20 protein-coding genes are annotated in these 20,778 nt (G+C 48.8%); 6 read left to right on the forward strand and 14 right to left on the reverse strand.

Annotated features, from left to right (window positions below; genetic code table 11):
- Positions 1–31: 31 nt before the first annotated feature.
- Positions 32–910 (reverse strand): pyridoxal 5'-phosphate synthase lyase subunit PdxS, encoded by an 879-nt coding sequence (pdxS, locus tag NG665_RS05765; RefSeq protein ID WP_252672739.1) that lies wholly within the window; start codon positions 908–910, stop codon positions 32–34.
- A gap of 335 nt (positions 911–1,245) precedes the next feature.
- On the opposite strand from pdxS, the gene NG665_RS05770 reads away from it, so the two are divergent.
- Complete coding sequence (locus NG665_RS05770) at positions 1,246–1,902, forward strand: HD domain-containing protein (RefSeq protein ID WP_252672741.1); 657 nt, start codon at positions 1,246–1,248, stop codon at positions 1,900–1,902.
- On the opposite strand, the gene NG665_RS05775 is transcribed toward NG665_RS05770, so the two are convergent.
- The 3 genes from NG665_RS05775 to NG665_RS05785 all read right to left on the reverse strand — a co-directional run bounded on the left by NG665_RS05775 (position 1,877) and on the right by NG665_RS05785 (position 4,703).
- The gene (locus NG665_RS05775) at positions 1,877–2,773 is read right to left on the reverse strand and encodes a metal ABC transporter permease (protein ID WP_252672742.1); all 897 of its coding nucleotides are present in this window, start codon (positions 2,771–2,773) and stop codon (positions 1,877–1,879) included. The two genes, NG665_RS05770 and NG665_RS05775, sit on opposite strands and share 26 nt — an antisense overlap.
- Positions 2,770–3,522 carry a metal ABC transporter ATP-binding protein gene (locus tag NG665_RS05780; protein WP_252672743.1) on the reverse strand — a complete coding sequence of 251 codons (753 nt, stop codon included), beginning with the start codon at positions 3,520–3,522 and terminating at the stop codon, positions 2,770–2,772. Before NG665_RS05780 ends, NG665_RS05775 begins: the two co-directional genes overlap by 4 nt.
- Positions 3,523–3,749: 227 nt before the next feature.
- Positions 3,750–4,703 carry a metal ABC transporter substrate-binding protein gene (locus NG665_RS05785; RefSeq protein ID WP_252672744.1) on the reverse strand — a complete coding sequence of 318 codons (954 nt, stop codon included), beginning with the start codon at positions 4,701–4,703 and terminating at the stop codon, positions 3,750–3,752.
- 203 nt (positions 4,704–4,906) lie between these two features.
- Between NG665_RS05785 and NG665_RS05790 the strand changes: the two genes are divergently transcribed.
- From NG665_RS05790 to NG665_RS05805, 4 genes are all read left to right on the forward strand, one after another.
- Complete coding sequence (locus NG665_RS05790) at positions 4,907–6,217, forward strand: LssY C-terminal domain-containing protein (RefSeq protein ID WP_252672745.1); 1,311 nt, start codon at positions 4,907–4,909, stop codon at positions 6,215–6,217.
- 95 nt (positions 6,218–6,312) lie between these two features.
- The gene (locus tag NG665_RS05795; RefSeq protein WP_252672746.1) at positions 6,313–6,690 is read left to right on the forward strand and encodes a GntR family transcriptional regulator; all 378 of its coding nucleotides are present in this window, start codon (positions 6,313–6,315) and stop codon (positions 6,688–6,690) included.
- A complete protein-coding gene (locus tag NG665_RS05800) occupies positions 6,690–7,394 on the forward strand; it encodes an ABC transporter ATP-binding protein (RefSeq protein ID WP_252672747.1) in 705 nt (234 codons plus the stop codon). The genes NG665_RS05795 and NG665_RS05800 overlap by 1 nt, the downstream gene beginning before the upstream one ends.
- Positions 7,394–8,206, forward strand: a complete 813-nt coding sequence (locus tag NG665_RS05805; RefSeq protein ID WP_252672748.1) for a hypothetical protein — start codon at positions 7,394–7,396, stop codon at positions 8,204–8,206. The genes NG665_RS05800 and NG665_RS05805 overlap by 1 nt, the downstream gene beginning before the upstream one ends.
- Before the next feature lie 107 nt (positions 8,207–8,313).
- Here the strand turns inward: NG665_RS05805 and NG665_RS05810 are convergent, their stop codons facing one another.
- The 7 genes from NG665_RS05810 to NG665_RS05840 form a co-directional block, all read right to left on the reverse strand.
- Positions 8,314–9,060, reverse strand: coding sequence for an amino acid ABC transporter ATP-binding protein (locus NG665_RS05810; protein WP_252672750.1), 747 nt, complete (start codon positions 9,058–9,060; stop codon positions 8,314–8,316).
- Complete coding sequence (locus tag NG665_RS05815; protein WP_252672752.1) at positions 9,060–9,728, reverse strand: amino acid ABC transporter permease; 669 nt, start codon at positions 9,726–9,728, stop codon at positions 9,060–9,062. The genes NG665_RS05810 and NG665_RS05815 overlap by 1 nt, the downstream gene beginning before the upstream one ends.
- Positions 9,725–10,552, reverse strand: coding sequence for a transporter substrate-binding domain-containing protein (locus NG665_RS05820; protein WP_252672754.1), 828 nt, complete (start codon positions 10,550–10,552; stop codon positions 9,725–9,727). Before NG665_RS05820 ends, NG665_RS05815 begins: the two co-directional genes overlap by 4 nt.
- 337 nt (positions 10,553–10,889) lie before the next feature.
- Positions 10,890–12,200, reverse strand: a complete 1,311-nt coding sequence (brnQ, locus tag NG665_RS05825; protein ID WP_252672756.1) for a branched-chain amino acid transport system II carrier protein — start codon at positions 12,198–12,200, stop codon at positions 10,890–10,892.
- Positions 12,201–12,281: 81 nt separating this feature from the next.
- A complete protein-coding gene (locus tag NG665_RS05830; RefSeq protein WP_252672757.1) occupies positions 12,282–12,467 on the reverse strand; it encodes a hypothetical protein in 186 nt (61 codons plus the stop codon).
- A 165-nt stretch (positions 12,468–12,632) separates the two neighbouring features.
- Positions 12,633–13,409: an ABC-2 transporter permease gene (locus NG665_RS05835; RefSeq protein WP_252672758.1), complete on the reverse strand. Its 777-nt coding sequence runs from the start codon at positions 13,407–13,409 to the stop codon at positions 12,633–12,635.
- Positions 13,409–14,287 carry an ABC transporter ATP-binding protein gene (locus NG665_RS05840; RefSeq protein WP_252672759.1) on the reverse strand — a complete coding sequence of 293 codons (879 nt, stop codon included), beginning with the start codon at positions 14,285–14,287 and terminating at the stop codon, positions 13,409–13,411. The genes NG665_RS05835 and NG665_RS05840 overlap by 1 nt, the downstream gene beginning before the upstream one ends.
- Positions 14,288–14,461: 174 nt before the next feature.
- Here NG665_RS05840 and galK point away from each other — a divergent pair, with 174 nt between their 5' ends.
- Positions 14,462–15,616, forward strand: a complete 1,155-nt coding sequence (gene galK, locus NG665_RS05845; protein ID WP_252672760.1) for a galactokinase — start codon at positions 14,462–14,464, stop codon at positions 15,614–15,616.
- Between the two features lie 150 nt (positions 15,617–15,766).
- Here the strand turns inward: galK and NG665_RS05850 are convergent, their stop codons facing one another.
- The 3 genes from NG665_RS05850 to NG665_RS05860 all read right to left on the reverse strand — a co-directional run bounded on the left by NG665_RS05850 (position 15,767) and on the right by NG665_RS05860 (position 20,640).
- Positions 15,767–17,203, reverse strand: a complete 1,437-nt coding sequence (locus tag NG665_RS05850; protein ID WP_252672761.1) for an NAD(P)/FAD-dependent oxidoreductase — start codon at positions 17,201–17,203, stop codon at positions 15,767–15,769.
- A gap of 115 nt (positions 17,204–17,318) precedes the next feature.
- Positions 17,319–18,080 (reverse strand): sulfite exporter TauE/SafE family protein, encoded by a 762-nt coding sequence (locus NG665_RS05855; protein WP_252672762.1) that lies wholly within the window; start codon positions 18,078–18,080, stop codon positions 17,319–17,321.
- Between the two features lie 226 nt (positions 18,081–18,306).
- Positions 18,307–20,640, reverse strand: a complete 2,334-nt coding sequence (locus NG665_RS05860; protein WP_252672763.1) for a bifunctional metallophosphatase/5'-nucleotidase — start codon at positions 20,638–20,640, stop codon at positions 18,307–18,309.
- Between the last annotated feature and the right edge of the window lie 138 nt (positions 20,641–20,778).

The following is a 20,778-nucleotide window of genomic DNA, read 5'->3' on the forward strand; positions in this document are numbered from 1 at the left end:
CTTTTACTTACCGCCGTGTTGCGCGCAGCTTTTACTTACCGCGCTCGGCCATAAGTAGATCAATTTCAGATTCGTTGATACCAACCATGGCTTCACCCAAATCTTCGGAAAGCTCTGCAATTAGTTTCGCGTCATTGAAATTAGTCACCGACTTAACGATTGCTTGGGCACGCTTTTCTGGGTCGCCAGACTTGAAAATTCCAGAACCGACGAAGACGCCTTCAGCACCAAGCTGCATCATTAATGCAGCATCAGCGGGTGTGGCCACGCCACCAGCAGCAAAGTTAACTACTGGCAATTTTCCGTTCTCGTGTACGTACCGGAGCAATTCAACGGGAACAGCTAGCTGCTTTGCTTCTTCAAAAAGTTCGTCAGCGCGCAAACCTTGAACCTTACGCATCTGAGATTGGATCAAACGCATGTGGGTAACAGCCTGAACCACATCACCGGTTCCGGGCTCGCCTTTGGTCCGGATCATCGAAGCACCCTCAGCGATGCGACGTAATGCTTCGCCCAAATCCTTCGCGCCACATACGAATGGGACGTCGAAATCAGTTTTGTTAATGTGGAAAACATTATCGGCTGGCGACAAGACTTCTGATTCGTCAATGTAATCGATTTCTAATGCCTGCAAAATCTGTGCTTCAACAAAATGACCGATACGCACTTTCGCCATTACTGGGATCGATACCGCGTTCTGGATTTCTTTAATCAACCGTGGATCGCTCATTCGCGAAACGCCACCGGCTGCGCGAATATCTGCTGGGATACGCTCCAAAGCCATAACTGCACTCGCACCTGCTTGTTCGGCAATCCGAGCCTGTTCGGCATTGGTGACGTCCATGATAACGCCGCCTTTAAGCATTTGAGCAAGTTGCTTATTTAACTCAAAGCGAGAATTTTCAGTCATAGTTATACCTTTAACGTAGTGCTGGTAGGACGGCGCAAAGCCGTAACAATTCACCATCTACTATACGCGAGCGCACCACGCAAAACGAAGATAGTCCATTATCAGTGAACTTGTGAGCCTGAGCACCGCGTGGATTTTGTGTACGAAACGCAGATACGTCGTCGTATCGTCGCACTTAGCAGACTATGCTCACGAAATCGAAATGAGCCGTGTAACTGTCCGCTTCGACGAGCGTACTTGTTATCGTAGGAGTAAGCAGCAAGGTTTCGGACGCCAATGAAGCCGCTAGAGTATCGGGCCGTCTTGGGCTCTGGGGTGTTTTCTAGGTTAGGAAAATGATGTCTCGTATCGATATCGCTAAGGTGAGCGAATACGTCAAGCGGATTTACGACGCTGATCGCACCGGTCACGGGATGGATCATATTCATCGCGTGGTCGGGTTGTGTAAGTTGATTATTGCCCAAGAAGATCGGGCAGATATTGATCCGGATATTATTCTCACCGCCGCCTATGTTCATGATGTGATCGATCCGAAGGTTGTGGACGACACTGTAATTGCGCGCGCGAATCTTAGAGCATTCTTGGCTTCTATTTCAATCTCTGATAACGATATTGCGGAAATTTTCGACATTATTGACCATATATCTTTTTCTAAGAACATCGGCGCTCGCCATGAGCTAAGCAGGAATGGGCAAATTGTTCAAGATGCTGATCGCCTCGATGCTATTGGTGCTATCGGGATTGCCCGCGCCTTCTACTATGGCGGCAAGCACGGGGACGTGCTCTATGATCCGGACCTGCCAGTGCGCACTCTCGGCGATGAATCATCGTATCGTGAGCATACTAGCGTCATTAATCATTTCTATGAAAAGCTCTTTACGCTCACTGATGCCTTGAATACCGATGCGGCAAAACGTATTGGGGAGTTGCGAAATGAGCGCATGCGCTCCTTCGTCGACAACTTTATTAACGAGTGGAACGGGCAGGCGTAACTTTCTTGGGCCGGCGCGTAACAATAGCGATCTGGCGCATGATGTTCATGCCGCGCGGGGAGAATATATAGACGATGGTGAACACGATCCCGTGTACTAAAACTACTGCCGCGCCAGATGCCATGTTGTACCAGTAGGAAATATAGATTCCAATTGTCACGCTCAATGTTGACATTAACGGGGCAATCCAGAGCATGCGCTTAAATGAGTGTGTCATTAAAAATGCGATGGCGCCTGGGGTGATTAATAAGGCCACAATCAAGATGGCACCAACTGCTTGCATCGCTACCACAACCGTCATTGCAAGGCAGGTCAATAGTAGGGCAGATAGCCGCTTGGTTGATAATCCGATGGCACTGGCATGGATAGGATCGAAGGCGAATAACGTTAGGTCGCGGCGTTTTATGATTACGATCAGTGCGGCAAGAGGCGCAAGAATAACTACTTGCAAGAGATCAGCTTGGGTAATACCTAGCAGATCTCCGAAGATAACGTGTTGGAGATGGATCTGGCTGGGGAAGAGTGAAATTAACACTAACCCTAGGGCGAGCATTGAAGTAAAGACGACTCCCATCACTGTGTCTTCTTTGAGCCCGGAGCCGTTGCGGATCATCGCAATCAGTGCCACACAAATCAGTGCAGCAACAAAGGCGCCGATGGAGAATGGGAAACCCAAAATATAGGCAATGACGATGCCGGGAACTACGGCATGTGAGAGCGCATCTCCCATCAGCGACCAGCCTACTAGGACGAGCCAGCACGAGAGCAGGGCACATACTGATGCGGCTAGAACGGTGACTGCAAAACCGCGGACCATAAACGTGTGAGTCCACATCTCAATGAAGGTGGTATAAAACCAAGTTGCGCTCATGGACGTGCCTCCTGGGCCAAAATGCTGGGTTGGGTAAACGCAGCTTTTAGGTTGTCTGCGTTGAGAGTTGCTCGCGGTTCACCGCGCCCCACGATGCGTCGATTGAGCAATGCTACCTCGTCAGCAAAATCCGGGATCGTGGTCAGGTCGTGGGTAGAAACTAACATGGTTGTGCCAGACTTTGCTAAATCTTGCAATAGGTCAGTGATAACCCCTGCTGAGGTGTAATCCACGCCAGCGAATGGTTCATCGAGGAGCATTAGTTCTGCGCCTTGGGCTACTGCGCGGGCTACGAATGCGCGCTTGCGTTGGCCTCCTGATAGTGCACCGATGGGGCGTTGTGCAAGTTCGGTCAGGCCGACGACGTCGAGTGCGTTGGCTACTGCTTCGCGGTCGATATCGCGTGGGCGGCGAAGTGGTCCCATGAGTCCGTAGCGTCCCATCATCACTACATCGTAGATTGATAGCGGGAACCGAGAATCGATTTCTTCGTTTTGTGGGACGTAGCCTACTTTGCCTGCGCGCCGGGCTTGGAGTGTGCGCTGGCCGCCTATTTTTATTTCACCTTCTTGGAAGCGAACTAAGCCCATAATGGACTTGAAGAATGTGGATTTTCCCGAACCGTTCATGCCAACTATGGCACATATTTTGCCACTGCCGATCGCAAAGTTAATACCGGTTAATGCACGAACCTCACCATAGGAGACATGCACGTTTTGCACGTCCAATACTAGATTCTCTTTATCCACGATTCGTCCTTATGTGCGATACTAGCATCCCTCATGCTGGCTTTTACTCTACCGTATGCAAGAAATGAGGTATATCTGGGAAGAAGTTCAATGTTCGAGGTCACGAACATTGGGATTGGCGGTCACATTCTGGTGCCGCTTTAGTAATACTTATGGCCGAAATGTCTGCTCAAACGAACATGACATCTCGACCATAAGTATTATCGGAGGTTCACCATCGAATGGAATTACTTAGCTTTGCCAGTCAAACCCTTGGTGATGGTTTCTGCGTCATAACGCAGAAGATCAAGATATGTTGGCACATCGCCATCAGCATCGGTGAGCGAATCGACGTAGAGCACGCCCCCAAACGGTGTTCCAGTTGCTTCGACAACCGGCTGCATCTTGTTATCTACGGTTGATTCACAAAATACGGCTGGAACCTTAGAAGACTTAACGAAGTTTTCCACGTCTGCCATGCGCTGAGGCGTTAGGGCACCTTCAGCATTGACACCCCAGAGGTACTTTTCTGTAAGTTTCATATCGCGTGCCAGGTAGGAAAATGCGCCTTCACAGGTGACAAGAGCACGCTGATCGGTTGGGATTGAAGCGAGCTCCTTTTCCATATTCTCTTTGACGCTGGCAAGTTCCTTCTTGTATTTTTCACCATTATCTTTGTAATAGTCAGCATTATCTTTATCGATAGAAGAAACTGCCCGGACGATGTTATCAACGTAAATCAATGCTGAATCGGGCGACATCCAGGCGTGTGGATTTGGTTTTCCTTCATATTCACCTTCGGCAATGGCAATCGGTTCCACGCCTTCGGAAAGGTCGTAGTGTGGGGCATCGACGTCGGCAACAAACCGCTCGAACCAACGCTCCAAGCCCAAGCCATTATTCAAGATCAGATCAGCTTTTTCAGCTTTCTTAATATCGTTCGGTGTTGGCTGGTAATCATGGATCTCTGCATCTGGCTCAGTGATCGAAAGGACGGTCATCTTATCGCCAGTAACTTGGCTAGCCATATCCGCAATAACCGTAAACGTCGTCAAAACAACCGGTTTGTCACTGTGCTGGTCCATTTGAGCGCCCGAATCCATTTTCTCGGCAGCTGAATCGGAAGAAGAGCACCCCGTCAACGCGAGTGCGCAGCTCGCAACTAGTGCTGGAATTACGCGCGATAATTTCTTGATATTCATACTCTCCATCGTAGTACGCCACTGAACAATATATATGTTCGAGATGTTCAAACATTAGCTTTACCACACACCAAACTCCGTCCAACGCCGTCGGCCCGTCGAAACGAAAGCACGATAGTTACACGGTTTGCTAAACTAGCCGTGTAACTTAGTTGCTTTATTACATTATTTATTTACCTCACTAAATTCAGAGGATGGTTCAGATGGAATACATCAACGATTCACTACATTCTGATGCCATACCGGGAAACGATTACCATCCACATGAGCACTATCCCATCCCAGATGTTCCCCCTGCCTACATCTCTCGAAATATCGATTCCCCCCATCGACGATGGCGCTCTGGTAGCCGTATTGCTATTTTCACCTTCGTTACTATCGCACTGTTTAGTGCTAGCTGGCTGATAGTTCTTATCATCCTCCACCCAACGCACGGCTCGTGGATCATTAACTTACTTATTTTCTGGACGGCGATGACGTACTTCGTCTTACCGCGCCTGCACCAAATTTTTACCTACCTTTATGTTCCGGATTATTTCATTGGCAGAACGCGAACAAATGATGGTGTTTTAGGCGATCCGGTCAATCTGGCGTTTACCGGCAGCGAATCCGATATTAAAGCCGCTCTCACCCATGCGGGCTGGGTTGAAGCAGATGCGCTCAACATCCGCTCTGGGACGGAGATCGTCGTATCGACTCTTCGTCGCAGATCTTACCCAAAAGCTCCAGTTTCTGACCTTAACCTTTTCGGACGCAAACAAAATTTCAGTTTCCAGCGCGATGTTGATGGAACAACCTACCGGCGCCACCACATTCGCTTTTGGCGAGTGCCTGCTGGCTGGCAGCTACCTGGTGGACATAAAGTTGATTGGGTCGCCGCCGCTTCTTTTGACCGCACAGTTGGATTAAACTTCTTTACCTTGCAAGCAACTCACCGCATCGATGCCGATATCGACGCCGAACGTAATTTTGTTATCGACACTATCCGCTACGCCGATCCCAAGTGCGATGTAGACATCATTGAACATTTTTCCACCTCATACTATTCGCGCAATGGCGGTGGTGACCTCATCATCACCGACGGTCATCTTCCCATCCTCGACGTTCGCGAAGCTAGCCACCGCTCGCCCTACACTGAGCCAAAAACTCTTCCACACTCGCATGCGTTGCCACCAGTTCCGCTGTGGTTCACTGCGGTTTTCCTTATCTTATTGGCATCGATCGCTTCCTCACGTCTCATAGCTTTTCAACCACACGGATGGCCCCTCCTTACACTAACTGCAGTCTTTGGGGTCTTGTTGTTTTTGACGTTTCGACGACGACGCTGGGCGTGGTTTGCGATTATGAGCTATTCCGCCGCACTGTCCATTTTGCTTCTTACTGCGCTTTCTTGGACCGACCTTTTCAATGAAACTACTTACTCGGTTGTAGGACTGACGGTATTGGTTTTGGTAACGATTGCCGATGAGAAGATCTTGGGGTGGGTTAGAGAAAGACGTCGTCGTCGCACCTAGCGCCACGCATTTTCACTGCGTGTATTATTCGATTGACACAGTTAGCGCAATATGCGATTATATTAGTGTATTAATACAGCGACACAGAGGTGATCATGTCTGTCGACGACTCTCGCCCCATCTGGATTCAACTAGTTGATACCTTCAGTCACAATATTGTGACTGGAAAATGGCCAGCTGGATCACAAATACCCAGCGTCCGCGAGCTAGCGATAGATGCTGGAGTCAATCCCAATACTATCCAACGCTCACTGTCCCAGCTCGATACCGCGGGTTTAACCGTCACCGAACGCACCCAAGGTCGATTCGTAACCAGCGATCTGCAAAAGATTGCCCGCAAACGATCCGAACTGGCAGCCCGTGCCACGAGTAGCCATATTGCGACGATGGTTTCGCTTGGCATCGGCCCCGATGAAGCCATCGAACTCATTCGTGAGGGCTGGAAGAATCTTTCAACGCATAAAGGATCATAATGGAGAAAACCTCACCCCTCATTCATCTTGAGGGCTTGACCAAACGTTACTCATCAACTACCGCACTAGATAACCTCACCCTAGACTTATATCCCGGAAAAGTTATCGGACTGATCGGCAATAACGGCTCTGGTAAAACGACGCTACTGAAGATTTTAGCCGGAGTGCTCAACGATTGGGAAGGGACAGTTCGTATTTGCGGGCACGAACCTGGCCCACAAACAAAGAAACTTCTTGCTTTTCTCCCCACAGCACAATTCCTCGACAAAACTATCACTGCTGGTGATGCGTGCAATCTCTACGCACGTTTCTTTAGCGATTTTGACGTTAGTAAAGCACATGACCTGTTGCGCTATTTTGAACTCCCCTTAGATAAAAAACTCAAAGAAATGTCGAAGGGGATGGTTGAAAAAGTTCAGGTTTCGCTGGTTATGTCTCGCCAAGCAAGCATCTACCTACTCGATGAACCTATCTCAGGAGTAGATCCGGCAACGAGAAGTATTATTTTGCAGGGGATATTGCGCGATTTTAATCCAGAAGCACTCATGATACTGTCCACCCACCTGGTTGCCGACGTCGAGGCGATTCTTGACGACGTCATCCTCATTAACCAAGGCAAAGTGGCTCGTTACGCCAACGTCGATGATTTACGCGATGAATACGCAATGTCTCTCGATAGCATCTGCAGGAAAGGATTGTTCTAATGTTTGCACTTCTTCTCCGCCAAGAGCTCACCTCACAAAAAGGCTGGCTAACGTCGACTTTTCTCACTGCTGGCCTTATCGCCGTTGTTTCTTTCGGGCTATCGTTACCACATATTCCAGGCATCACACATTTAACATATTTTACGTTGATAGCTACCATCTTTGGTCTGCCTGCGGTCTTGTTGATCGGTTTGGCAGCCCAATACTGGCAAACGATGTCTGGTGAACGCGGGTATTTCACACACACGATCCCAGCAAAACCACACGAACTATTCTGGGCAAAAACCGTCTTTGCATTCCTCGTTGAGCTTTGTGCACTGGGTTTTTCAATGCTCGCGTTTTTGGGACTCGCGCTGAGTAATGCATGGGAAAACGAGATGTCACTGAGCCAATTCCTCCAGCCCTACACCGAGCTCATCGAACGCACTCCTACGTGGCTCGTTATCATTGGGATATTTTATGTTCTGTTTACACTCGCGAGCATTATTCTCCAAAGCGCAGCCGTCATGAGTATAAGCTCGTTAGGACGGTTCACCGGCTCAACTGCAACCAACCTCGCCAAAGGCTTTATTGGACTCTACCTCGTTGGTCAAATAGCGGGCGCTGTTGGCACATTGTTGTTGCCACTATCGGTACGAATCTCTGATTTGACTTTCACCTGGACGCCGATGCTACCGAGCGTAATTCATTCACTTCAAACAGATAGCCAACCAGAAGTATTTGGTTTAGGCGCACTCATAACATTTCTCATTCTCACCATCGCACTCGTATGGTTGGGGATTCGCGCCATTAAACATACCTCGCTGCGGTAGGCCATTATCTCTGGCACCTATCAAACAAGATGCTCTAGTTGCTACCAAATACAACGGTGGCTCAAGTCCACGTAGTGGTCTTGAGCCACCGTCACATTCGATGCTAATTAGGCAAATAGATCCAAGAACCGTTCAATGCGTTCAGTAGGAGCTGCGAAGAAAGCCTGAGTATCGCCGTCGAACTCTATTTTCCCATCCTGAAGGAAAATAATGCGATCAGCAATTGAGCGCGCAAAGCCCATATCGTGAGTGACAAGTATCAGCGCGGTTTGCTGGCGGGCAACATCTTGGAGAGTGGTGCGCACTTCCGCAGCCAACTCTGGATCCAACGCAGACGTTGGTTCATCACACAACAAATATTCTGGCTGCATCGCAAGTGCACGCGCGATTGCCACACGTTGCTTTTGACCACCAGAAAGCTGGTATGGATAAGCATCTTCGCGCCCAGCCAAGCCCACATTCGCTAAAAGCTCGCGGGCTCGCGCCACAGCTTCAGTGCGCGCAATGCCCAACGCCTGAATAGGACCAAGGGTAACGTTGTCGAGAACACTGACATGCGCAAAGAGTTGGAAATCTTGAAAAACCATTGCCGAATGGGCGCGGATGAGATGTTTATCGTCACTAGTGATCCGGTTGGAAAAATCGATCGTACGATCTGTAACCGAAAGCGTGCCACGTTCGGGGATCTCTAAGAGATTTAACGTACGCAAAAGCGTCGATTTTCCCGAACCCGATGGGCCAACGATCGCTGTCGTTTGGTGGGGATCGAAATCAATGGACACTCCGCCAAGTGCGGTTACTTCCCCACCGTCTTTACTGGTGTAGGTCTTATACAGATCAGTTATATGCAACATTAACGCCCCTCCACATATTTCGATGTTCGTTTCTCCAACGCATGTTGCCCAGCAGTAAGTACCGAATTAATCACCAGATAGATCATCGCCACTTCAACATACAACAGCAACGGTTCAAACGTAATCGCCGCCAACTGTTGGCTACGCAAAAAGACGTCAACCAAGGTAATCGAAGACACAAGCGAAGTTCCCTTAACCAGATCAATAAAATCTGAAGACAGCGGCGGGATTGAAATACGGAAAGCTTGAGGGGCAACGATAAACCATAAGATTTTTCGATGCGTTAAATTGAGCGACTGACCTGCTTCCCACTGCCCGTGCGGTACCGCTTTGAGTCCAGCACGCAAGGCTTCAGCAGTATAAGCGCCGGCATTGAGCGATAACGTCATAATGGCCACCGGCCACGCATCAAGCACAATCCCGGCACGCGGCAAACCGTAAAAGACGATGAACAGTTGCACTAAAAGCGGTGTTCCACGGAAAATCCAGACATAGACTGCACCGAGTTGTGCTAAAACCGGCACACGTTCAAAACGAACAATTGCTATTATTGCGCCAATAATCACAGCTAAAATGAAGGCAATAACAGCTAACGGCAAGGTCACCGAAATCGTTGCTGCTAATAAAGTGGGCAAAGACTGCGCCCACAATTCCAGAGCATGTATCACGGCACGCTCACCTTTGCCGACATATCCTCGCCAACATATTTACGAGTTATCTCAGCAATAGATCCATCTGCAAGCCGACGCTCAATAGCCTCGTTAAGTGCCGCAACAAACTCATCTTGACCTTTTTCCACCAAAATTGAGCAGCAATTCGGCGTTGCAACCTCTCCGTCAAGAAGTCGAATCTGGGACGCACCGTTTTCTTCCTGGTAAAGCTTAAAAGTAACAAGTGAATTGAGGGTTACATCGGCTCGTCCAGAACTCACCAAATCCACTGCTTGCACGAAGCCGTCAACCGCAACGATATTTAACCCGTACGTATCCTTTGCAAGCATCCCCAGATTCGACGTCGAGCTTTGGGCAGCTTTGATCTGTGGGCTCAGATCATCAATTGACTTCAGTGGCGAATCTTCTCGCACCGCAAACTTTGCAACATCACGAGTGTAGGGAATAGTGAAGTCATACTTCTTCATGCGTTCATCGGTAACTGCAAGATTATTGATGACGACGGGGTATTTACCCGCGTCTACCCCAGCAATTAATCCATCCCAGGGCGCAACTGTAAATTTGACGTCGGCACCAAGGTCTTTTGCAAGCAACTTCATAATGTCGACTTCGATACCCACAAGGTTACCGTCTTTATCCGTATATGAATATGGACGATACGTACCTTCCGTGCCGACAGAAATCGTTTTTGTTTGCTCAGTGCTTTCTAAGAGATTCATCGTTGCACTGGCTGAATCTTGAGTCGCGCTTGGCGTGCTGGCACATGCGGCCAAAAGCAAAGAGATTCCAGCAACTGCACTTATCTGTTTGATGATAGACATAAATAGCCTTCCGTAATCAGGGAAAAGAGATACCACTCGCTTTAACTCAGAGGTGGCGTGAGAAATGTGTATAAAAAGCTACGACTATGGAATCAAGCAGCGCAACACAAGAAACGAGCCATACACCAACAGGTCTCGCCTGGGATCAGGTAAGACGCAATATGTGCTGGCTCGAAAATAAACATAGCTTTATCTTGCGGTTTGAACCTGAAAACTGTCTATTTCACATATCACATTGAGAGATAGAAAACGTTGCGAAGATAAAAGTCCGGTGGTTGGCATGAGCTGCCAACCACCGGATCGATATGGACTCTAAACAGTGGTAGTCCGTTAGTGCCTAGGAATCTAACGACAGTGCTACCATTGGGCGGCTCTTATCGATTGCAAAGCCAATTCCCAAAGCCAGCAGTGCAGGTAGCAGCCATGCCATTTGCAAACTCCCTAGCGGGAAGAAATCCAAGATCGGGCGGAAGAAACCGAAGGCACTCAAACCTGTGGTGTGCAAAGCTTCTGGAATCGCGAACACAGTGGCAGTGTAGGCTGCTAAGCGGTAAGTCCAGGTCAAGCGTGAGTGAACCACGAAACTCTCGATCAAAGCCACCACAATCACGGCGATAGTAATTGGGTATAGTAGCTGGGTCAGAGGTCCAACCAACTTCAAAATCAGATCCAAGCCCAAGTTAGACAGTGCGAATGCAACAACAATGTGGATAACGAGCCAAGTGTGCTCAGATAGTTGGGGAACGAGCTTGTGGAAATAGGAAACTGACGCAGTCATCAATCCTAGTGCAGTCGTTAAACAGGCAAGAAAAACGATAAGACCGAAAATGATTTGCCCAGGACGACCAAAAAGCGCATTGGAAACATTGGTCAAAACCGCAGCACCATTATCTCCTTCGCCCACCACTCCAATGTGGAGCAAGCCCAGATAGATGATAGCGAGCAAGATACCGGCAATAATAGAGGCTTTGATCATCCCGCCATATAGATTCTTGCCCTTAAAACCAGCATTTGCCAATGCACTTAGTATCACTGGAGCAAAGATGAGGGCAGCTAGTGAATCCATAGTGAAATAGCCTTCAACCAAACCGGTTGTGAATGGCGATTGTGCGTATGCCTCGGTAGTAGTGTGGTCCATGTCAGGCAACGTGAAAGAAGCAACAGCTACGATAACGAGCAAAATAAGGAGTGCCGGGGTGAGATAGACGCCGATCCGGTCAATGATTTTAGCGGGCTGTAAGATCAAGGCGTAACAGATGGCGAAGAATGCGCCGGTGTAGATTAAGAGTGTGAGCTGATGGTCGCCAGCAAATGGAACTACCCCCATTTCAAAGCTCACAGTTGCCACGCGCGGAGTGGCATAGAGCATTGCGATGATGAGAACTAAAACGGTAGTGAAGACAATACCGAATTTGGTTCCAACACGATCGGCAATCCGGATTTCTCCGTTGCGCAGTGTTCCAGCAGCGATCATACCTAAGACGGTTAGCGCCACACCTGTGACAAGGAATCCAGCCATTGCGGTGTTGGCAGATGAACCTGCATTGACGCCGATCATCGGTGGGAAAATTAAGTTGCCTGCACCAAAGAACATGGCAAACAGAGCAAAACCGGTTAAGAAAATAGATCTCGTTGACTTGGAGAACATGAGGGTATCCCTTTACATAATAGGAAATGAACTGGCACACTCGTGCCAAAAAAGGTGTCCAATAAAAATTGAGGACGGGGTTTAGCACCCCTTGATAAGTCGTTCCGGAACCAAGGTGGACTCTTGATCGACAACTACACCAAGAGCGACTGGAACCGATACTCGCAGGCTATTTGCAACGCCAACCATTACTGAGACGAGGACGTTACATGCTCCGCTGAGCGCTGTAACAAGTGCTACATTGCGTGAGAGAACTGAGTTGTTCATCTACAAGCACTTCCTTTCGTCTCGGTGGCAGTGGATGCCTGTCCTAGTATTTCCTTACTCTAAGAATAGAGTTTGTTAAAGGAATAGCAAACTGGTAGTGAATAATTCTTCGAGATCGTTCAATATCTGAGACACACGGGAGGAATTAGCTCACAAAACAACTTGCTATAGCGGCAGATCTTTCCTATCGAACCATAAGATGCCGAGAATAAATAACACAACGCCACCTAAACCCAGCCCCACAAGGTTGGCAACCGGCGTCGAACCCGCAATGATTGCATCGGTATCAAATAACGTTACCGGAGTTAGTTTACGCATCCACGCAAATGATTCGGATAACTGGGCAAATAAGCTCAGAATAAAGAAAGCCACACCCAGTCCAGCTCCAACAAGCAAAGAATAACGCGAGAAGTTAAAGATTCCTGAGGCCGCAAAACAAATCCCGGCGAGCAATATATGGTAGGTAAAAATGCCGATGTTGAGCCCAATAAATGCTGCAACGTCAAGCTCTCCTGGTTGCATGATATGAGCAGATAACACCCCTACCCCACCAATAATCGTCCACATGGCTACATGCGAGATAATGAAATACAGCGCGCTCGTTATGGTAATCTCACGGCGAGTAATAGGAGTTGATAAGAAACCAGCCATCGTTCCGCGGTCAATCTTATCGGCTAGGAGGCGATTTCCAACCACAATGCTGTAGATGGTAGGAATGAAAATTGCATACACCTTGTAAAAACTGCCCAGAAAACCAGTTAAGGTCAAGGATTGAGGCAGCTCTCCCACTGCACGAGAATCTCCCATTGCCTCTAAGGATTTAATCGTCTCCGGGGTAAATACTGACAGCATCATCAACAGTAACGCGATAACGATAAGGGTGATGATCGTAAAAATCTTGATATTCTCGCGCACAACATAGCGGCCATACGATACTGACATCACGCCTCTTCTCCATAAAAACCCATAAAGTACTCTTCTAGACTTTGCTCATTTTCATGCAATCCAACAACATCAAGTTGAGCAAGAGAATGCATCAGCTCATTGAGGCGCCCACTGCTCAGCGTCACGGTAGCTTTCCTCGCTTGGGTTTGAGCCTCCGGAAAATCCTGGCGGAAACGGGCGCAATCCCCTCTGGTAGCAAATACAATCGAATACGTAGATTGCTTATTTCCACGGAAATCCTCAATAGGAACCTCCGTGATCAACCGCCCACCACGAACTAGACCTACAAAATCGCACGTCTTTTCCACTTCGGCAAAAATATGCGAAGAAAGCAAGATGGTCGCACCGCGCTGTTTTTCTTGGGCAATAAGTTCAACGAAACGGTCTTGCATCAACGGATCGAGACCCGAGGTTGGTTCGTCAAGTAAATAATAGTCCGGCTGATGCATGAAAGCGGCAACGATCGCGATCTTTTGTTTCATACCTTTAGACATACGTTTGAGCGGCGCACGTGGATTGAGCTCAAACATCTCCAAAAGCTCATTCATACGCGTGGTATCTTTCATAGCGCGCAAGCGTGCAGTGAGTTTGAGATAGGCTAAACCGCTCATCGCCTGCGGGAATGCTATTTCACCAGGTAGATAACCGGTTAGTTGCTGGATCTTCTTTTGCTCAGTCCAACAATCGTGCTGCGCGATACGCACTGTACCCGAATCAGCCTTGATAAACCCCATCAAATGGCGAATCGTCGTCGACTTTCCGGCACCGTTAGGGCCAAGGTATCCGTATACCGAACCTGGCTGCACCGCTAAGGAAACATCAAAAACACCTTTTTGGGAACCGTAATCTTTAGTGAGGTTCGAAACTGTGATCATAACTATCACTGTATCGGGTTTACAGCCAACAAACGATCAGCAGCTCATTTTAGTTTCGAATGTTCATTAAGTGTGAACACCTTTGTTACATTGGCTGGTAACATATGGGTGTTCTACGTGAAAGTGGCACCACATCCAAACCTGCCACTACCAACAGCATTATGGGAGACGAAGATGTCGCAAATTTTTATCGAGCCGTGGACTGAAGCAGATGGCAAAGCTCGCGTCAGCCAACTGTTTACTGACACCTTTGCCAAGGACGCCGAGGTTTTTAGTTGTGCCCCTGGGCGAGTCAATCTCATCGGTGAACACACCGATTATAACGACGGGCTCTGCTTACCCATTGCCCTACCCCACAAAACTTTTGTCGCCTTGTCTTATCGCGACGACGACGTTGTTCGGCTGATCTCCGATCAGGGCGCGTTATGGAGTGGGAAGATTAGCGATATTGTTCCAGGTATGGCTCAATCTTGGGTGAATTATGCGGGTGGTCCGGCATGGTCGTTAGGAATTGAGCGCGGCTTTGATGCAGCCGTGGTCTCGTGCGTTCCGCTGGGTGCTGGACTATCATCCTCAGCAGCTATCGAGGCCGCGATGGCATTTGCACTTCAGCCACCCACAAATGCTGGCGAGCGTCAGGATCTTGTTGACGCTTGTATTCGAGCAGAAAATGAGGTTGCTAACGCACCTACTGGCGGTATGGATCAAACCGTTTCCGTATTCGCCAACCGCGGCGAGGCTGTGTGTATTGATTTCTTTGCACACACCAAAACGCATGTTCCAGCAGATTTCACTCACGCTGGGCTGTGCCTTCTCGTTATTGATACCCGCGCTAAACATTCGCTTTCCGATGGTCAGTATGGAAAGCGTCGCGCACAGTGCGAACAAGCAAAAGAAGAACTAGGTTTGGCTTCGCTGCGCAGCGCTGAACTTTCTGATGTCAACCGACTCGATGGCGTCATCGCACAACGGTTGCGCCATGTTGTTTCAGAAAATATGCGGGTAAGCGATGCTATCGCTGCATTACGCGCACGCGATTTCACCACCTTAGGCCAACTCTTCATCCAATCTCATGAATCATTACGTGATGACTATGAGGTTTCTTCACCTGAGTTAGATTGTGCAGTCGAAACCGCACTAGCTCACGGCGCCTTGGGTGCACGCATGACCGGTGGTGGCTTTGGCGGATCTGCCATCGCACTAATTAAGGAAAGCGATAGGGATAGCATTGCACACGCTATTGCCCAAGCCCATCTTGATGCCGGATTCCCCGAACCGGTATTTATCGTTGCCCACGCCAGCAGTGGCGCTCATCTTATCAACGACTAGGATCTGAGCGCAGCTTAATGCATATCGCGGAAACCAGTTAGCCTTGCGCTAACACCAGAACACCTATCGTTGCATAACCGACTGTGGCGGGTGAGCGCATAGGCTCACCCGCCACAGTGCTATCGTTACAACTAGAGTTTTCTTCCGCAACTATTGTGCAACGTGATCTGGTTGATCATCGTCGTTCTTCGCTTGCTCATCTAACTGGTCTTGAGCTGCCCGTTGCGCAATTTTTGCCAACGGCTCTGGATCTACATCGCCCATAATTAAATGCCCTGAAGCATGTTCGCCGAGCGCCTTTAATGCAAGACGGCCAACGAGCTGCTGATTCGTCGTCGAACGTGCCGAACGGTGTGCAGACAGATAGCTAATTGTCCATCGCATTAACGTCGAAATGCGCGTCTTGAAACCCGAAAGCGTCAACAAGTGGAGCAAACACCACGCAAGCCATGCAATAAAACCGTCAAATTCTAGCTTCCCGATTTTCACCACAGCTTTTGACTTCGCAATCGTCGCCATCGAACCTTTGTCGTTATAAACAAAGACCTCATCAGTAGGCTTACCGGCAAGTCGATTCTTGATGGTACGCGCTGCAAACCGGCCGGGCTGAATTGCGCCTTGGGCAACACCGGGAACACCGTCAATACTCATCATGTCACCGACAACGAAAATCTCTGGATACCCAGGAATCGTTAGATCGGGATTGACGCGAACGCGACCAGCACGGTCAAGTTCGACGCCGGTGCGCTCAGCTAGTTTCTTGCCCAACGGTGAGCCTTGGACACCAGCAGACCACACTTTACAAATACTAGAGATTGTCTGCTCGTTACCGGATCGATCACGCAAGGTGACAGTATTATCGGTCATGCCAACAACCATCTGCCCCATCATAACGTCGATATCGAGCTTTTCTAACGCCTTCTGGGCGCGTTTGCCAAGACTTTCACCAAAGGGCGGCAACGGGTAATCAGCACCATCCACCAAAATCACTCGTGCCTCGCGCGGGTCAAAATTGCGGAATTCTCGGCGCAATGTTTTGGATGCCAATTCCCGAATTTGCCCAGCCACTTCAACGCCAGTAGGCCCGGCTCCAATAACGACGAACGTTAAAATGTCTTTGCGTTTTTCTGGGTCTGTTTCTAGCTCGGCGAGTTCAAATGCACCAAGGATACGTGCCCGGATTTCAAGAGCGTCGTCAATAGTTTTAAGCCCCGGTGCAAACCGCGAAAACTGATCGTTTCCAAAATAGGATTGGTCAGCACCAGCAGCCACAATTAACGAATCGTAGGAGGTGCGCATTTGACGCTGATGGTAACGCCAAATGACTTCCTTAGCTTCGACGTCGATATCTTCAACCAACCCGAGCAAAATTTCAGCGTTGTCTTGGCGGGAAAGAATTTCGCGCGTCGTCGGCGCAATCTCACCGGGAGAAAGAATACCGGTTGCTACTTGGTAGAGTAACGGCTGGAACAGGTGATGGCTGGTTCGTGAAATCATCGTCACCGATACGTCTGCTTTTCGTAGTTCTTTGGTAGCAAATAAGCCACCGAACCCTGATCCAATTACGACGACGCGATGCTTAGACACGAATACTCCTCTTAAACGTAGGACTAACTAGGTCTACAGCTTACCGGCAATTAAGCAACAAATGCGTTGCGTAAATTGTTAGTGTTCTAACTCTTTACTTTGTGCGTTGTAGACGCTAAAGACTCATTACTAGGGAGAAACCAGCTACACCAAGAAGTAAACACCCGAAAATAATCGTCAGATACTGCGAACGCATGCGTTGAGCAATCGGACCACCGAGCATACCACCCAGCATTGACGATACCCCAAATATCAAGGTTATAGCCCAATCAATATCTATTCCCGTTCCGATCCGTGCAACCAGCCCGCTGATCGAGGTCATAACCATAATAAGTAACGACGTCGAAGACGCATATTGAATGGGAATACCAAGAACTAAAATCAACACCGGAACAACGACAAATCCACCACCAACACCAAAGAAGCCAGTCAAGATGCCAGTGCCCAACGCAGATATCACAACTGCCCACAATGGTTGGCGCTTAACAGTATCGTCGTGCGATACCCCCTTCTTTTCTCGGTGCAATGCACGAATCCCGTTGCGCAACATCACAACCCCCACCACGAACAGCATCAAGGCGAACATGACAATTAAGACGGTATCTGAAACAAACGGAGCCAGCCGCGAGCCTAGTATCGCCCCTACGATTGCGACCGCACCGAAGGTGATACCGGCAGTAAATTGGACATAACGCCACCGAGTGACCATCGCAATAGCGGCAGTTAAACCGACAATCACAAGCGACTCTGCAGTAGCAGTGTGTGCCGGTTGATGGAGTAAATACACTAAAATCGGCACAGCCAAAATACCGCCACCAGCACCTAAAGCGCCAACAACAATTCCGACGCCGACGCCAATAATTCCAGCTAAAATCACCACAAGATACTCACTTTATCTACTTAAACCTCGTGCAGGGGATTGAACACGTGCAAAACGACACTCTAAAAACTATATACGTGCGTTAGATAACGTATCATCTTTGCTCCCATTCCCATCTTGCCATGGCCCAATAATCTACCTTGTCAAGAACCTAAGACCGCCCATGCACGATGCATGGGCGGTCTGTGGGTGATTAAGACAGATAGTAAAACTACATCGTCACTTAGCGTGCTTGACGGCGAGAAATAGCTACTCCCGCAACACCAGCAAGCATAGCTAGCAGTGCAAGTGCAACGATATCGAGCGAGACACCAGTCTTAGCGAGAGTATCGACAACCTGTGGCTGGCTAGGCTTGGTCTTCATCTCATCGTTGGCCTTGTTATCATCTGCTGACGTACCGTGGCTATTGCCTGGTGTGTTAGCGTGATCATCATCGGTGTTGGTATCTTCGCCACCAATAATTGGCATACCGCAATCTACGTTGACGGTTAAGTTCGATTCTGCCTTGATCAGCTGACCAAATTCGTTAGCAGCAGTCACCGGGAACGCTTGCATGCCAGTTTTATCGCCACAAACCTCAACTATTGTGAACATTGCAGTGGCTTGACCGGCACCATCTGTAGTAATAACCGACTGTGCGTTTTCTGCATTGGCTTCAAGCAGGTTGTTATCAACATCAACCGTCTGGCTTGCAGATCCAAGGTTGACTGTCACCTTCGGTGAGATACCCTCACCTTCGGTAAACGATAGACCACGCAACGCAATGGAGAAGTCGTTGTTTAAAATCTCGGCATCTGGGAGAGTAATGCCCACACCGCGCTTGAGGGTAGCAGACTTCAGCTCAGGTCCAGTGACCTTCTTCAGATAAGCATTGAAACCATCGCGGTCTAGCTGACCAAAGGTAGTTACCGGTAGACCCTTCTCAAAGTAGCCATCGCCACCTTGAAGAACGAAGGTCATTGAGCCAACGTTGTATGTCTTGGCCATATCCATCGGCTCACCGTTGAGCAAAATCGAGGTAATACGCTCATTCATCGGACGAGATGGATCATAGGTGTAAGTCAAATTCGACGAGGTACCCAAGCGCAACATCGGGCGAGAATTCTGAGAGTTGAGGTTCTCTTTCCACTGATTTTCTAACGCCTGCTTGAACTGTGCGCCAGTCATTGGCGAGTAACCAAGCTCATTAGAAAATGGCAGTGCCTTGAAAGTATCGGCGTAGGTCAATACACCGTTATCTGGAATAAGATCGGCACGCAAGCCACCAGCGTTCACCACACCGAAATCAACTGGAGTCTTTCCATCAACGGTTACTTGATCGTGGATGGCATCAGCAACAAGATTGCCGAGTGTTGATTCAACGCCACGGTTGGATCCTGGACCTGGCGTATCTTCACCAGGCTTTAAGAACACGCCGCGGCGCCACTGGGCGGTGACACCGGAAACGACCTCGACGTTACCTGCCGCCTTTGCAGCTTCCTTGGCTTTGGCAACGACTGCCCCAGCGGTTGAATTGGTTAAACAATCAGCCGCCGAACCGCCAACGACGTCGCCGGCAGGGATAAGAATGGAATCAGCGCTGAGTACCTTCTTTGCAGTCTTATCAAACTGCAAACGAACGAGACCGAGATTATCGGTGTAGGAACCCGATGCGATACCAGCTAAACGTGGGTTTGCTGATGTGAGGGTTACTGCAGAATCCACGTGATCGAATTCGTATGGTACGTGGGTATCTCCACCCATCAACACATCGACTTCAGCCGGCATCTTCGGATAGTTGTTCTTCACATCATCGTCAAGCATTGCAACGACGACGTCGGCTTGACCGTTAGCTTTGAGGGATTTTGCCAAGGTGGAAATCTCAGCAATAGGATCTTCGAAAGTTAGCCCCTTGGTGGTATCTGGGCTGAGTTTGAATGGCACATCTTGCGCGATCGCGCCGATAAAGGCGATCTTGACACCAGCGCGTTCTGCAATAATGTAGTTCTTCAAGTATGGGGTATCGACACCATTTTCGGTGTAGGAGCCCATCCCCTTAACGTTGGCTCCAAGATAGGGGAAATTGAGCTTAACAAATTCATCTGGTGCAGAGCCATCAATACGCTTTTTGAAGACTTCTTGCCCGAGATCGAGTTCATGGTTGCCAATGGTAGAGCCAACTACTGGCAGTTCATTGAGCGCCTCAATCGTAGGGTTATCTTTTTGCGAACCGGAGGTAAATGGCGATGCGCCAATATTATCTCCCAGAAGGGTGAACGTGAAATTCTTTCCTTGGGTATTGACGCCATCGAGATAACATTGAACAGCAGCTAGACCTGCTTCACGAACGCTCACAGCTTGAGTTTCTTTGTTCGTCTTTTCTACACGTTCAATATGTCCGTGTATATCCGTCAAATTATATAGGTCCAGTTCGACGATATCGGCTGCCTGCGCATCATCAGCTGGCGCAACATCATCGACTGCCCACGCCATATGCGGAACAGTAGCTAGGGTAAAAGCAATGGTTGCACCTACCATCGGGCGCATAAACGTCTTCTTCTTCAAGACAGTCTCCATAACACGAGAGTCGTACATGAGCATATTTAGAATAACAAGCCTTACGTTGTTCAACAACGGCTTATCTCAAATTGATGTCCATATCCTGGCACGGCATGTTTCAGCCGCATCACAGTCATTATTGGCTACTCGGTTTCT

This window comes from Arcanobacterium pinnipediorum, from assembly GCF_023973165.1.
GTDB classification, from domain to species: domain Bacteria; phylum Actinomycetota; class Actinomycetes; order Actinomycetales; family Actinomycetaceae; genus Arcanobacterium; species Arcanobacterium pinnipediorum.

What these genes read in the sequence shown, in the direction of transcription:
- NG665_RS05830 (WP_252672757.1), bottom strand. Translation starts at nt 12,467, where the DNA reads ATGAACAACTCAGTTCTCTCACGCAATGTAGCACTTGTTACAGCGCTC.
- pdxS (WP_252672739.1), bottom strand. Translation starts at nt 910, where the DNA reads ATGACTGAAAATTCTCGCTTTGAGTTAAATAAGCAACTTGCTCAAATG.
- NG665_RS05810 (WP_252672750.1), bottom strand. Translation starts at nt 9,060, where the DNA reads ATGTTGCATATAACTGATCTGTATAAGACCTACACCAGTAAAGACGGT.
- NG665_RS05805 (WP_252672748.1), top strand. Translation starts at nt 7,394, where the DNA reads ATGTTTGCACTTCTTCTCCGCCAAGAGCTCACCTCACAAAAAGGCTGG.
- NG665_RS05840 (WP_252672759.1), bottom strand. Translation starts at nt 14,287, where the DNA reads ATGATCACAGTTTCGAACCTCACTAAAGATTACGGTTCCCAAAAAGGT.
- brnQ (WP_252672756.1), bottom strand. Translation starts at nt 12,200, where the DNA reads ATGTTCTCCAAGTCAACGAGATCTATTTTCTTAACCGGTTTTGCTCTG.
- NG665_RS05790 (WP_252672745.1), top strand. Translation starts at nt 4,907, where the DNA reads ATGGAATACATCAACGATTCACTACATTCTGATGCCATACCGGGAAAC.
- NG665_RS05795 (WP_252672746.1), top strand. Translation starts at nt 6,313, where the DNA reads ATGTCTGTCGACGACTCTCGCCCCATCTGGATTCAACTAGTTGATACC.
- NG665_RS05835 (WP_252672758.1), bottom strand. Translation starts at nt 13,409, where the DNA reads ATGTCAGTATCGTATGGCCGCTATGTTGTGCGCGAGAATATCAAGATT.
- NG665_RS05820 (WP_252672754.1), bottom strand. Translation starts at nt 10,552, where the DNA reads ATGTCTATCATCAAACAGATAAGTGCAGTTGCTGGAATCTCTTTGCTT.
- NG665_RS05770 (WP_252672741.1), top strand. Translation starts at nt 1,246, where the DNA reads ATGATGTCTCGTATCGATATCGCTAAGGTGAGCGAATACGTCAAGCGG.
- galK (WP_252672760.1), top strand. Translation starts at nt 14,462, where the DNA reads ATGTCGCAAATTTTTATCGAGCCGTGGACTGAAGCAGATGGCAAAGCT.
- NG665_RS05785 (WP_252672744.1), bottom strand. Translation starts at nt 4,703, where the DNA reads ATGAATATCAAGAAATTATCGCGCGTAATTCCAGCACTAGTTGCGAGC.
- NG665_RS05775 (WP_252672742.1), bottom strand. Translation starts at nt 2,773, where the DNA reads ATGAGCGCAACTTGGTTTTATACCACCTTCATTGAGATGTGGACTCAC.
- NG665_RS05800 (WP_252672747.1), top strand. Translation starts at nt 6,690, where the DNA reads ATGGAGAAAACCTCACCCCTCATTCATCTTGAGGGCTTGACCAAACGT.
- NG665_RS05860 (WP_252672763.1), bottom strand. Translation starts at nt 20,640, where the DNA reads ATGGAGACTGTCTTGAAGAAGAAGACGTTTATGCGCCCGATGGTAGGT.